Genomic DNA, 14,749 nt, shown 5'->3' on the forward strand with positions numbered 1-14,749 from the left:
ACTCTAGTTGGTAGGGCAGAATAATACTTTATGGTTATATCAATTAATTTGGCGCAATGGCGGCAATGTTTGCTGCTGTTGTGTCTGTCGCTGTTTTCGTTATTCAGTTATGCGGAAGCGGATCAAGAAAAATCACAGCAAACACCGGAAGTTTTATTTGTCGGCAGCGGACCACTGGTTCCGCAGTCTAACCAGCAATCGATCCCTGTTAACTTTATCAATCTTGACCATGTCGATGTCGAGATATTACAGGTGACTGAGCCGGGGCAACTGCTGAACAGGCATTATCTTCAGGACCAATTATCCAGCTATGACCTGGACAATATCAAGCATGCTTATAAAAGCGTGTTTTCAGACCGCTATACACTGCCGCCCAGCGAGAAAGACGTCCAGACCTCAGCCCGACTGCCGATTCCGCATTTCCTGGATGCGGGCTGGTACATAGTGGTGATTAAAGCGCCTGGTACGTTTTACCGCGTGAAAGCCAAGCATATGCTGCTTACCGATGTTGGTATTCAGGCCAGAATCAATACCCGCCAGGCTGTATTCAGTCTGGCGAGGCTCTCGACGGGCGACGCGTTGACACAAGGTGTGGTAGAGATTTACCGCAATAACGCCTTACTGGACAGTCAGCCTGTTGATCTGCACGGAGTTGCCCGTTTTGATATCCGGACTCAGCGTAAAGATATTGTTATCGCCCGGATGACAAGCCGCAATGATAGCGGTGTCGCTAAAGAAGAAATGGCGATTCTGCCTATGCGTGAAGCGCCGCTGGATTTGTCGGACAGTGCGGTTGGCGGTCGAAAATATCAGGCGACAGAAGTCTATATTTACAGTAACCGTGATTTGGTGAAACCCGGTGAGGCTTTACCGGTAAACATTCTTCTGCGCGATAAAGACGGCAGGACCTTATCTCAGCGACCTGTCTCCTTGTCTGTGGTGAATCCATGGAATGAGGAAATCTTAAAGGAGCAGTTACAGCCTCAGGCCGAGGGTTATTATTTTCGTCAGCTTGAGACCGAGGCGAATTGGAAAACCGGGCGATACCGTATCGAAGTCCGTTTAGATCCGACCGCGCCAGACCCGATAAGCGAATTGTCATTTCAGCTCGAAGAATTTGTACCTGAGCGTATGGATCTGACATTTCAAAACGCCGCGCCATTTGTGTTCGCGGGCCAGACGAATAAGGTCGAACTGAATGGCCGCTATCTTTTTGGCAGCCCGGCGGCTGGCAATAAAGTGAAATCAGCGGTGACTTATGCCCCCGTCACTCATATTCCGGGCAAGTTTGAAGATTATGCTGTCGGCGTGCCTTTTACGCTGGATTCCAATTATCAGGAGCTGAAAGAAGTCGCCCTGTCGGAAGAAGGGCGGTTAACTGTCAATCTCCCTACGCCTGATCCGGAACAGATAAAAAGTCCGGTAAAAACCGTGGCAAATTTCAGTTTGCTGGAGTCGGGCGGTGCAGCGGTACAGCGTAAGCTCAATTACGTGACATGGAAAAATCAGCCGGTTCCCGGCATTAAACCTGAATTTGTCTCTGTACCATACAATACCGATGCCTTGTTCAAGCTTGCACTGCTCAGTGCTGATGGACAGTCTCTCACCAGCGGTGAATTGGAAGTCACCATGGATTATGATCAGGGGCCGTATTACTGGGTTTACGAAGAAGGCATTGGCTGGGAACGTAAAAAACAGGAACGCTGGAAGCGTTTATCAAGCCAGAAAATCAAAGTCGGCCAGCAGCCGGAAAGCTTGGCGTTTTCCACCAAGTGGGGCGACTATCTGCTGACGGTGACTGATGTGTCGACCGGTGTGTCGTCCAGCTACAGCTTTTATGCCGGTTGGTATCAGGGTAATGAACAGCTGAAAGCCAAACCGGATCATTTGGTGATTCAAACGGATAAACCGGCGTATGTCGCCGGTGAGCAAGCCACAGTCACAGTGACTGCGCCTCTGTCCGGAAGCCTGCTGGTGACACTGGAAGCGGATCAGCTTGTCTGGTCGGAAAGCTATCCTGTACAGGCCGGTAAGATTGATGTAACTGTACCGGTTCCGGCATCACTGGCCCGCCACGATGTGTTCCTGACCACCACACTGACTGGAATAGACGGACAGACACCCAAGCGCTACTTTGGTATCAAACCGCTTAAATTGGATCGCAGTAACAGAAAACTGAATGTTGCGCTGGATCTGCCGGACTTGATCAAACCCTCAGAAACGCTTTCTGTCCCGGTGACTGTCGATAACATTGATGCCCGGCAGGGCGGTGATACCTGGATCACCCTGTCTATGGTTGATAAAGGGATCATCAATCTGAGTCGGTTCAAGCCGGTTAATCCGCATGATTATTTCTTTGGCCAGCGCCGATACAGTGCGGATGTCATCGATATGTATTCGCGCTTGTACGATCAGCGGCCTGATCCGTTTGCTCAGTCGCGGTTTGGCAGTGATGCCAACGAAGACACCGATAACAAAAATGACGGCCTGGTTGAAAGCAAGTCCATCATTCTGATGACCAGGCCGATAAAACTGGTGGACGGTAAAGCTGTGGTTGATATGGCCATCCCGGATTACAACGGCGAAGCTCAGATTGTGGCGACCGTCTTTAACGGTTCGCAAGTCGGGCAAGCGGTGCTGGATAAACCCATCAGCGCCCCTGTGGTGGCTGAACTGAGTGTGCCGCGCTTTCTGGTGCCTGGCGACCAATCAAGTGTCACTGTCGATCTTCACAATGTGAGTGGTCACACTCAGACTCTGGCGGTGGCGATTACCGGCTCAGAAACACTTAACTTCAACCAGCAGCCAGCGACTGGACTGGTGCTGAAAGATGGTGAACACTGGAGCCAGAGTTATCGTTTTGGTGTGTCAGATACCACTATCACCGACCGCGCTTCGCTGACGCTGAGCGTGAACAACCAGGAGATATCGATTGAACGCTCGTGGGGGATCCCGGTTCGCCCGGTCATGCCCTGGGTGACGCAGGCGCAGTCGGTGCTGCTGGATTCGAAAGAGACATACAATGTCAGCGAGCAGCTTTGGTCTGGCCTGGATGTGGTGCGTGGCAGCATGGGACACGCTTATTTCAGCCGGACACCTGTGCTCAATACCGAGGAGCATGCGCGAGGACTGTTCCGGTATCCGTACGGTTGTGCCGAACAGACAACCAGTAAAGCCTGGCCATTTCTGCTGGATGAGCCAGAACTGCAGCGTTTCAAAGCCCAGGCCCATCAGACTCGTCATTACAGTGATGATGACGGAGACGATACGCCATCGACAGACAAACAGCTGATCGAAAAAGCCGTGCTGCGGCTGAAAACCATGCAGAAAAATAGTGGCGGTTTCTCATTGTGGGACAGCAGTGGGCGGGAAAATCCCTGGCTCAGCGGCTATGTGACGGATTTTCTGCTCGCGGCTGACAAACGTTTCCCTGGAGTTGTACCGGCTTCCATGCTGACTAAAGCCACCAATCGCTTGATGGCGTATGTGCGTAATGAATCACTGACCAGTAATCTGGCCTATGACATGGAATCAGCCAAAGTGGCGCGTGCCTACGCTGCCTACCTGATGAGCAAGCAGGGCAAGCTGAAGTGGAGTGATCTCGACAGCATGAAGCTGACGACCCTGCCAACCCAGCTCAGTTATCTGCATATGGCGGCCAGTTATGCCAACGTAGGTGCCAGTGATGATGCGGAAGACATGCTCGATGACATCAGGGATTACAACCGCAGGCACAGGTATTTCGGCGATTACGGCTCGAGCCTGCGCGATGTCGCAAAATCGGTGACTGTGTTGCAGGAGATGGCGGGTGATAATTCACTCAAAGAAATGGCACAAGAGCTGCAAACAAAGTATCTGGAGCAGTTGATCGATCTGGCAAACACATCTTGGATGAGCACGCAGGAACGTGCCGCGCTGGTGCAGGCATCTGCCCTGACCAACGCGGCAAACCGCGATCAGATTTTCAATCTGTCTTTCAGCGGTAATCCGGTGAGCCAGACAGGGATGTTCAGTCAGCCATTAGCGAGTGACATGACAATCCAGAACCTGGATGACAAACCTGTGTATGTCAAAGTGCTGGCGCAAGGCTACCAGATGTTAAATCGTGGGATTGCCAATGAAGCTAACCGCTTTAATACCCTGGATGCCGAACGGGTAGAGCGCAAACTCTATACCATGAAGGGTGAACCTCTGGCGTCTAACCGTGTGAAAGTGGGAGACCGGGTTGTTGTGGTACTCACTGTCGCATTGAACGAGCGCGTGAATGATGCCTTACTGGTTGATAAGATTCCTGCCGGCTTTGTGCTGGAAAACCCGGCCCTGAATCAAGGCTTGCCGCTCGAACGGGTATTACCGGCAGGTATTGAGCTCAAGACTGCCGATCATCAGGAATACCGCAATGATCGTTTTGTGCTGTCCGATGAAATGCGCAAAGGCCAGCAATCCCGTTATGGGTATATTCTGCGTGCCGAAGTACCGGGCACGTTCGCGGTACCGCCTGTCTTTATCGAGTCAATGTATCGTCCGGAAAAACATCTGGCGTATTGGCAGACGCCGCAAACCATGACGGTGGAAAAATAGCCGTGATGATCCAGAGTAATCATTTCTGATGAAACGATTATTGCCCAATCTGCGAGCCACTCTGCCAGTGAAAATGGCAGGGTTGCTCGTTTTCTTTTGGCTGGCAGTATTTGTGCTGAACAGCTTGTGGCCTTTGCCTCCTCTGTACCCGGATGGCCCTGCGACAGTCGTCGTTAGCAGGGATGGCGAGATACTGCGCTCATTCGGGGATCGGCAGGGAGTTCATCGTTACAACGTCACACTGGCTGATGTTGATCCTTTCTATATTCAGGCACTGCTCAATTATGAAGATCGCTGGTTTTACTGGCATCCGGGTGTTAACCCTGTGTCCGTTGTCCGGGCCGCCTGGCAGTGGGCCAGCAATGGTTACGTTGTGTCTGGCGGATCCACGCTGACCATGCAAGTGGCCAGGTTGATTGATCCTCATGCACGATCGATTACCGGCAAGCTGAAACAGCTCTGGCGGGCTTTGCAGCTTGAGTGGTATTACAGTAAAGACGAGATACTCACTTTTTACCTGAACCTGGCGCCTTTTGGCGGCAATATCGCCGGTGTTGAGGCCGCCTCCCGGCGGTATTTCAATACTACGGCCGGGCACCTGACGAAGAACGAAGCCGCTTTACTGGTGGTCTTGCCGCAAAAGCCGTCGCTGTACCGGCCTGACCGATACCCGGACACAGCGCAATCCATGCGAAATAAAGTGTTGGATCGTCTGTACGGCAGCGGATTGCTAAGTGATAAGGCGACACAGCATTTAAAACAGGAAGCGGTTGAACTGAGACGTTCGCACAACACAACGCTGGCCCCTTTGCTCAGTCGTATGCTCAGGGAGCAGTATCCGGACAGGCATATTATCCAGACAACGCTGGACGGTGTTATTCAACAGCGGGTCGCCCGCTTACTGACCAAAGTGAAGCGCCAGTTGCCTGAGCATTCCTCCGCGGCGGTATTGGTGGTGGATAACCAAACAGCCAATGTGCTCGCGTATCAGGGCTCGGTGGATTTTCAGGATAATAGCCGCTTTGCCCATGTCGACATGATTCAGGCTGTCCGGTCTCCAGGTTCCACACTCAAGCCCTTTATCTATGGTATGGCGATAGATCGCGGCATCATTCATACCGAAAGTCTGCTGAGTGATATCCCAACCCGTTTTTCTGATTACAAGCCGCAGAATTTGGATGAGCGGTTTCAGGGCGCCATCAGTGTGAGTGAGGCGCTGAAACAATCGCTGAATGTACCTTTGATTCAGGTATTTAATGCGCTGACGCCTGCTGTCTTCGAGCAGGGCTTACGTCAGGTGGGGGTGCAGTTACAACACCATCAGGCCAACCTGACGGTTGGATTAGGCGGGACGGGAACCAACCTGCTGACACTGGCTGAAATGTATCGTTCTCTGGCCACAGAGGGGAAGTTCAGAACGCTGAATATGGTGAGAGATCAGCAGAGAGCGCCAGAAACTGAGAAAACGCTCCTCAGTGCTGAAAGCAGCTGGATGGTATTTAACACCCTGAGTGCGATCAGCGCGTCGGACCGGGTGGTACCTCGGGTGCGTCGTGAAGTTGCCTGGAAAACAGGCACAAGCTATGGATACCGCGATTTCTGGTCGGTCGGCGTCAGCGCCGATTACACAGTGTCGGTGTGGGTCGGCCGCCCGGATTCATCGCCTGTTGTCGGTTATCTCGGCGCAACTCAGGCCGCGCCCATCATGTTTGATGTGTTTGATCAGCTACCCGAAGACAACCGTCGGGTCAATCAACCGGCAACAGTGAAACGTCGGCTGATCTGCTGGCCCGGCGGCAGGGCCAAATCAGTTACAGAGGAGGCCAGCTGTGCGTACCAGAAATATGCCTTTACCCGCAATGGCCTGACGCCGCCGACGCTGGAAAGTCATGGTGATTTTGTGGTATCGGATCGCTGGCCCGAAGCGCTGCGTGTCTGGCAGCAACACAAGGGCAGGGTGAACCCTGAACTTTCTGATCAAGCGCCATCTGATCAGAAGCAGCCTGAAACGGGCATCAGAATCATGTCGGTGAACAATGGTCAGCATTATTACCTGTCACAAATAGACGCGATCATACTGAAAAGTAACAAAAAATCGGCAGAAGTATTCTGGTATGTCAATCACCAGCCGTTTCATGACCGTCAGCTCAATCTGACGCACTATCAGGGAGAGCTGACTCTGACCGCGTGTCAGGGGCTGCAATGCGACAAGAAAGTTATTGTGGTTCACCGCTGAAGCTTGGTGGTTACAGAGCGGTTCGGAAGCTGGTCGTCGGTAAGATCGTCAACCGGCGGCTAGCTGAGCGACTTGCTGGTATTCTCTGAGTCCGGATGTAACCGCATTTTTTGCCTGTCGATCCTCCATTTGGAAATCAGGTCAAAAATCAGATGACTGCTTCGCCAGCGCACCTGATGCAGGGATGCAGACGTGCCATGAATGGCGACAGCCGGCATGGCGGATATCCCTTGCTGTTTGAGATCGCTGACAATACTGAGTTGCTGAAAATAGCGCAGCGAGTAGCGAACCCGGCGTCTGAAATAGAGCTTGTAGTCCTGCCAGCGTAACAAGCTGAGGTGAGCGTAAATGAATACAGCTTTCACGCAAACGCCAATGCGCTGTTTGGGTAAATCCGTACCGCTGCAAAGATTGGTTGCTGAGAGAAATCCCAGCATGCTGTCGTCACCGATTAATCCGACGGGCAATTTCACGTGATGGCTGGTCAATGTCTGAATAAATAAAGGTGAAAGCAGGTATAAACCACCGGCCAGATCATGATTCTGCTGCATTCTGTGTTGCATCTGCTTACTGCTTCTTCCCTGATCACAAGGAAAACCTGAAATGGCATTGTAGTGCGGTTGGGCAAGGTGGCAGTCAACAATATGTTGAAAGGCATTCTGGCCAAATGTCAGATCGCCATCGGCAAAAACGGCCACTGAATGGCCGTCATAATACTGATAGATAAAGGTATTCCAGGCGTTTGATTTGTCACCGATTTCAATTAAAACCGGGTGAATACTGGGATGGGTATCAGCAAGACGAGACACAATATCATAAGTCTGATCGGTACAGCCGTTGATCATGACAAACACTTCATACGGATAACTGCCGCAGTTTTCCATCACGCTTTCAATACAGCTGGCAATGCTTTCCTCCAGGTTGTATGCAAACAGGCAAATCTGAACCTTGATCATCTCACCATTCCCGGCAACCGCTATCCCTTATTGGAATAACTATATACGGGTTTTTCAAGAGCTACCAAATTGAGTTAAAGGAGGGGCGTTCGTATTATAGCTCTGGTAACTGGGGTGCGATCTTGGCAAATTCCGAATCGTTCGAGACGGTAATTAGTGTATGAAATAGCTCGAGTTGTATTTGTGGTTGGGTGGTTTATGGCCGGTTTAGATTAAATCAAAATGACCTAAGCCTGTCATTTTGAGGGTGATACTGTTTTTTTGGTGAAAACAGCTTGTCAGTGAAAGGGTGAGCTGCCTGATGTTATTATCTGTGCTGACAAAATATACTGCTTTGCGCTTACATCACCGCCATAGGCGGTGATGTAAAGGTCTTACTCGACAGCAATGACTTTCTTTGCATTCCAGACTGTTAAGGATAAAAGCAATGATACAATTGCTGCGCCAATCCAGAAATATTGAACACCTGAGAAATCATAAACTTGTACACCATCCACTTCAGAGACTTTAATCATAGATGAAGACACAAGTTCTTGAACAGATACAGCCAGGTAAGAGCACAAGCCGATAAAGCCTTTGACTGCACCAACGGCATTTTTAGGCATGAGATCGCAAGCCGTCAGACCAGCCAGGAACACAACCAGACCACCCATAGCGAAACCGACCATAGCCAAGGCTACAGCATCCATCATACGGCTCTCAGGACCCCAGAACATGATGGCAAAACCTGCGATATTGGCGATACCGTACATCAGTGTTGGAATGTGGCGGTTTGCGTTAAACAGTTTATCGGAAATGATACCTGCCAGAATTGCTCCGAAGAAACCTGCGATAGGATAAGTGGACATCGCAAAACCGGCATCAATCAGTGAATAATTTTTCTCACTTTGCAGGTAAAGGACTGCCCACGAACTTATGGCGTAACGCGAAACATACATTGCAGCACAGGCGGCCGCGATTAACCACACAACAGGCTGTTTCAGGACAAAGAGCTGAGCACGACGAGTTTCTTGTGGACTCAGAGTGCTTTTTTTCATCTCCGGTTCTTCGCCATATGCGGTTGCAGGATCGGGCAGGCCATAGGTTTGTGGCCGGTCTTTCAACAGAAACAACATAACCAGGCCAGCGGCAATACCTGCGATACCTGCCCCGATAAAGCCTGCGCGCCAGCCGAAATAGCTGACCAGTGTGGCGGTAACAATCCAGGTCACGGCTTCACCGATGTTACGTGACCCCCCCCAAATGGAGTACACTGAACCACGCTGTTTCGGGGAATACCATTGGAAAATCGACACGCAGGAAGGCGCAGAACCAACAGATTGGAACCAGCCGTTAATCCCCCATAAAATGATGAAGAATAAGCCTGCGGTATTTAATCCCATGACTGCACAGACAAAACCTGAAAATATCAGTGAAACTGACATAAACCGACCGATGTTGGCATAGTCGGATAGAAATCCGTTAGTGAATTTACCTATGGCATAAGTGAAGAAGAAAGCTGAACCCATCAGACCTAGCTCAGTTGTTGTCACAATTCCGGCATCTAGCATAGGCTTTTTAACAACGCCAAGGGACATTCTGACTACATAGAAAAAGGCGTAGCCGAAGACTAAGCCAATAAAAACTTGCCATTGATAACGTTTGTAAATGGACTTAAGGGTCATTGGCTCAGCGTTGATTTGTTCAGCGTCTGCGCGGGTTTTCAATAAACTGATCATGTATCACTCCATGAATGGATTGTTCTTGAAAGGTACGTGAGTGTAGTGTTCACAAGTTCACGCTATGCGACTGCATCTGATAATCAAAACACGGTTATACGGGTCAAAGTTGACACTGTGGCGTAAAAATGTGGTGGGAAATTGGTAAGTTAACGCTAGAAAGGGTCCAACCTTCAAAGGAAAATGGACGTAGAAATGGTGAAAAGTGGGTCAAAAATGGACTGAGTCGGTGCAGATTAATAATTTTCAATGGTCGGAATTTTGACGGCTGACACATTTCTTCATATTTGGGTAGTTTCGTGGACGGTTTGAGATGGTAGGGGCGGTTACTATGTGGTGGATCATTCAGCTTAAGAGATATATGGCTAATGTAAGTTGTGCCTGTCTGATTTTGTACTCAGGGATATCTAATGCGGCCAACAGTACCCCGTTAGTCGTTTTGACCACTTTTTCAGAAGGACCAATGACTTCTCTTATCGAGCATTATCAGCAAGACTATCCTGAGCGTAATATTCAGATAATTTATCGAAGAACGGAACCTGCTGCTCGCTTGGTCTGGCAGCCATCTTTGAAGCCGGTGGATCTGGTGATCTCCTCCTCTCCAACATTTTTTCATGCTTTAGCTGAAGCAAACTTATTAGCTGAAGTGGCAGGAAAGTATAAAGTACCAGCCTGGCTAGAAAGTCATGGTATCGAAATCAGCCCATATTTTATTGCATTTGGTTATTCTGGCATTGGGCTGATGTGGAACATTCAATATTTGCAAAAGCATAATCTGCCGGAACCGACAAACTGGGAGGATTTGGCGAAGCCTGTTTATTCTGAGCATATCATCATGAGTACGCCATCAAATTCTGGCACGACTTACATGATGGTTGAAAATATTCTTCAACTAAAAGGTTGGGAAAATGGATGGCAGTTGTTAATGCAAATCGGCGGAAACCTTGCGTCAGTGTCCGCAAGGAGCTTCGGTGTCAGTGATGCGGTGTCACGTGGATTAGTCGGCATAGGTCCTGTGATTGATAGTTATGCGTTCAATGCACAGGAGAAATTACCATTCATTCGGTTTGCTTATTTTCCAGATACTATTTTGTTACCAACTTATATTTCGGTAACGGCAAGTAGCACGAAGAAAGATGAAGCAAATCAATTGATTAGTTACCTACTGTCAGAGAAAGGACAATTGGTGATCGCTTCAAGTCTGATGGCAAAAGTACCAATTAATAATGATGAATTAGCGAACCAGAGCCATTTTGTGCTTAACTCAAAACTGATAAATCAGCGGTCCGATATTGTCAAAGAACTTTTTGAACAATGTATAACTAATCAGTTAGTCAAATTGCATCAGGTGTGGAAAATGATACATGAAACTCAAGCATTGCTAGAGAGTAAAAACGGCAACTCTACAGAGCTGCAAGAGCAACTAAATCAAGCAGTTCTGCTTGCTTCAACGCCACCTATTTCTGAGGTACAGGCCGCAGATTCCGTCTTGGTTGATATGCTTGCTCGACAAGGTAAACGTCATTACTCAAGTCAGGCACAAAAAGTAGTACAACAATGGCAACAGGATATGTCACACCAGCTAGATAAAGCGATCGAGTTGGTGATTGATATTAAGCGCCAACTGCAATGATCAGGATTTTAACTGTATTCCAGCGGAGTCCACTTGGACAGCGACTTAAACTGGCGTTTGCTGCTGCAACTTTTCTGACGTTGCTTACTGGGATAATTGGGATGATGATGTGGGAGTCGTTGGGTGAGAAAATAGACACTATTTTGTCCGATAACATCCCTGTTTATACTGAAAGCTATCAGGTTGAAAGAAACATTAGCCTTTTGCAGAGCACTTTGAATGAGCGTATGACCACCAATGAATTGCTTCCATACAGTAATCTGACGACCAAGATTCAAATGCTCCTGGGTGTTCTTGAAGAGACATACCAGTTTGGTGTTATTCAGAATGCTGAGAATATACGTTTGCTTGCTGAGTTAAAGCAGGCAATAGTGGAACAAGAAGTATTATTAAAGCAGCGTATTACACTTCAGACCCAGTTGGTAAGGCAAAAGGAAAAACTATCTTGGCTGCATCAGGATATGATTGATGAAATAGAGCCTGTTGCGCAAGAAATTGAGTGGCACGTGAGTTTATTGGCGGAGAACGCAACACAACATGCTTCTTTGCCTGAGTTACTTCGGGAGTTTTCTATTATTCAGGATCTTTCCCTCAAGGAAAATGAGCTGTTCAGCTTGGTTGATGAAATAGTGAATCAACGTTACCAGAGGGATCTTGATAATGCCTTTCAATATATTGGTATTAAAGTAGAAAACATAGAAAAAGACATGTTGAAACTGACTGATTATCCATCAACAATAGCACATCGTCAGATATTATCGGACATTATAATTTTAGTTAAGCCAGGTGGGGTTTTTCATCAACTGCTGAAAAAAGATACGGATAACCAGCAGCAGCTAAACACAATTACTCCTGAGTTAACACAGTTGGTCTCTCAGTTTCATGTTTTGGTATCGGAAAATCTTAATAGTACAAACCGTAGATTGATGGATTTACGTGAGAACACACTTGAAAGTGTAGTAACCGGTAAAATTTTTATCATTGTCGTCTTGATGTTAGCCCTAGTTTTTAGTGTGTTGATTCAATGGCAGCTTGTCCACAGGAAATTAATCAATCGGTTGAATTTACTGGGCGAGGTGATGGAAAAGTTCGCTCAAGGTAAAATGGCAATGCCTACGACTCTCTCTGGTAATGATGAAATTGGTATGCTCAGTAGGCGATTGAGTCACTTTTATAATCAGATGAGGGAAATGGAGAAAACTAATGCTATTAATTTAATTAACAATACCGAAGCCAGTTTAATTACGTGTTTTCCAGACGGAACAATTGAGTCTATGAATCCAAGTGCAGTTAAGCTTTTGGAGTCTGACAGCATTTCATCGGCGCAGCCGTTGTGGAAATTACTCAATCAAGATAATCAAGATTCGTTAAAGGTTTTGTTTTTACCAAACAGTTCATTAAACAAAACAGGGTTTAGCGAGTGTATACTTTATGATGGAAAGAAAAGATATCTACAATTTTCATTACGCCGATATGAACATCTCAAAGATATAAGATATATAGTAACGGTTAATGATATTACTCGCCAGGAAAGAAGCAGAAAAGAGCTTTCAAGACTCGTTGCAGAAAAAACACAGGATCTGATGCTCAAAAATACACAGTTGACAATAGAAATTGAGCAGCGAGTTCAAACAGAAAAAGAACTGATTCAGACGCAAGATGAATTGATACAAGCAGCAAAAATGGCGGTGCTTGGACAGACAATGACCACAATTGCTCATGAACTCAATCAACCATTGTCAGCAACAAATAACTATATTTTTACTGCTCAAATGTTACTTGACAGAAAAGATTACAAAGAGATTGGTAGCATTATTAGTGCGATTAAGGATATGAGTGATCGGATGCAGAAAATCATTTCTTCACTCCGTAACTTTTCAAGAAAGTCAAATAGTGACATACCATTAACTGCTATCGCGATTAGCGATGTTATTCATTCTTCTTTAGATATTGTTGATTCAAGAATAAAGCAGGAAATGGTTACTGTTCATCTTGATGTAAGTGCTGATATTGATGTGTTGGCAGAATATACACAATTGGAGCAAGTGCTTGTCAATGTGTTGGTAAATGCATTGGATGCGGTTTCAAAATCAGACAATAAGGAAGTTTGGCTATCATGCAATACATGTTCAGACATACTTTTTTTGATTATAGAAGATAGCGGGCCAGGATTTGAATCTGAAATATTACCCCATCTCTTTAAGCCATTTACCACAACTAAGGAAATAGGTTTGGGGCTGGGGTTAAATATTTGTCGCTCTATTCTTCATCGGTTTAATGGTGAAATATATTTGGCATCATCGGTCAGCAAAGGTGCAGCTATTATACTGGAGTTCAAAAATGAGTCGTATAGATCTCAGTGAAATTGACATTATCTTAATTGATGATGATGTAGATGTCTTAGAGTCTTATCAGCGGATGTTGCATATGGCTGGATTTAGAATTATAGCAACCAGCGATCCAATGCAAATATTGACACATGTTGATCGGTTCTGGAAGGGTATTGTTGTGTCAGATATTTATATGCCGGCAATACACGGATTGGAAATACTCAGTTTTGTTGTAGATATCGATACACAATTACCAGTGATCATGATCACTGGGCATGGTGATATACCGTTAGCTATAGAGTCAGTTAAAAAAGGTGCTTTTGAATTTGTTGAAAAACCACTTAATCCATCTGAATTTTTGACCCTTTTGGATAAGGCGCTTAAAACTCGGCGTCAAACAGTTGAACAACGTGATGCTCTGGCAAGGACGACTGAAAACGTTCTGATAGGTAACAGCGCGCAAATGATCACAATTAGAAAACAAATCCAGCATTTATCTGAGACGGACAAAGACGTTATGATTGAAGGCGATCTCGGAACGGGACGACATACTGCCGTCAGACTATTACATCATCTGAATCCCAAGTGCCGGGGTGAACTGGTGCTATTGGATACCCATGACTGTGACCAGGAGATGATTCAGTATCAATTTCAGCAAGCAGAAGGAGGTACTTGTGTTATACACTCGCCCGATAAGCTGCCAATGCAGTTGCAGCGATGGTTGAGTAGTTATTTACTGAGTCAGGAAAGACAGGGAACAAAAAAACATAGAACAATTGCAGTTTTTACTGGAGAGGCAGAATGTTGTTTAGTCGAGGGAAAACTTGATGCAGAACTTTATTATTATTTTTCACAGTATAGATTGAATATGCCGTCATTGCTGGAACGTAATAGCGATATCATACCGTTATTCAGAGCGTTTTTACGCCGGTGTGCAAAGCGCTTAAATGTGGCCATTCCAAAAATTGAACCTAGTTACTTAGATATGTTAAAACGCTACACTTGGCCGGGTAATGTCCGGGAACTTAGAGGGGTCGCCGAGTTATATGCTGTTGGTATCATGAAATTGACCAAAAGAGATGTCGATGAAACGATGCCTATTACTGATATTTTACTTGATGACCTTGTGGATGATTATGAAAAGAAAATCATTGAAAATACGCTCTATTTATTCTCTGGACGTGTATCAGAAGCGGCCAGTTACTTAGGGATACCAAGGAAAAAGCTGTATTTGCGCATGCGAAAATACCATTTAAATAAAGATGATTTTAAACCTCACTAAGTCAGAACTCATT

General features: G+C 46.7%; 7 protein-coding genes. 5 read left to right on the forward strand and 2 right to left on the reverse strand.

Going from position 1 to position 14,749, the window contains the following annotated elements:
* Positions 1–30 precede the first annotated feature (30 nt).
* Both KCG43_RS12380 and pbpC read left to right on the forward strand, forming a co-directional pair.
* Complete coding sequence (locus tag KCG43_RS12380) at positions 31–4,581, forward strand: alpha-2-macroglobulin (RefSeq protein WP_218385245.1); 4,551 nt, start codon at positions 31–33, stop codon at positions 4,579–4,581.
* Positions 4,582–4,609: 28 nt separating this feature from the next.
* The gene (pbpC, locus tag KCG43_RS12385; RefSeq protein WP_218385247.1) at positions 4,610–6,817 is read left to right on the forward strand and encodes a penicillin-binding protein 1C; all 2,208 of its coding nucleotides are present in this window, start codon (positions 4,610–4,612) and stop codon (positions 6,815–6,817) included.
* Between the two features lie 59 nt (positions 6,818–6,876).
* Here pbpC and KCG43_RS12390 read toward each other — a convergent pair whose 3' ends face one another.
* Together KCG43_RS12390 and KCG43_RS12395 are read right to left on the reverse strand one after the other, a co-directional pair.
* Entirely contained in the window at positions 6,877–7,773 is an 897-nt protein-coding gene (locus KCG43_RS12390; RefSeq protein ID WP_218385249.1) for a glycosyltransferase family A protein, read from the reverse strand.
* Between the two features lie 374 nt (positions 7,774–8,147).
* Positions 8,148–9,491, reverse strand: a complete 1,344-nt coding sequence (locus KCG43_RS12395) for an MFS transporter (RefSeq protein ID WP_218385251.1) — start codon at positions 9,489–9,491, stop codon at positions 8,148–8,150.
* A 331-nt stretch (positions 9,492–9,822) separates the two neighbouring features.
* On the opposite strand from KCG43_RS12395, the gene KCG43_RS12400 reads away from it, so the two are divergent.
* Genes KCG43_RS12400 through KCG43_RS12410 form a run of 3 tightly spaced genes read left to right on the forward strand, consistent with a single transcriptional unit; the run spans position 9,823 to position 14,736 of the window.
* Positions 9,823–11,124 carry an ABC transporter substrate-binding protein gene (locus tag KCG43_RS12400; RefSeq protein ID WP_218385253.1) on the forward strand — a complete coding sequence of 434 codons (1,302 nt, stop codon included), beginning with the start codon at positions 9,823–9,825 and terminating at the stop codon, positions 11,122–11,124.
* Positions 11,121–13,487 carry an ATP-binding protein gene (locus tag KCG43_RS12405; protein WP_218385255.1) on the forward strand — a complete coding sequence of 789 codons (2,367 nt, stop codon included), beginning with the start codon at positions 11,121–11,123 and terminating at the stop codon, positions 13,485–13,487. Before KCG43_RS12400 ends, KCG43_RS12405 begins: the two co-directional genes overlap by 4 nt.
* Positions 13,465–14,736, forward strand: coding sequence for a sigma-54 dependent transcriptional regulator (locus tag KCG43_RS12410; protein WP_218385257.1), 1,272 nt, complete (start codon positions 13,465–13,467; stop codon positions 14,734–14,736). Before KCG43_RS12405 ends, KCG43_RS12410 begins: the two co-directional genes overlap by 23 nt.
* Positions 14,737–14,749 lie beyond the last annotated feature (13 nt).

This window comes from Photobacterium sp. WH24, assembly GCF_019204055.1.
Lineage (GTDB): Bacteria > Pseudomonadota > Gammaproteobacteria > Enterobacterales > Vibrionaceae > Photobacterium > Photobacterium arenosum.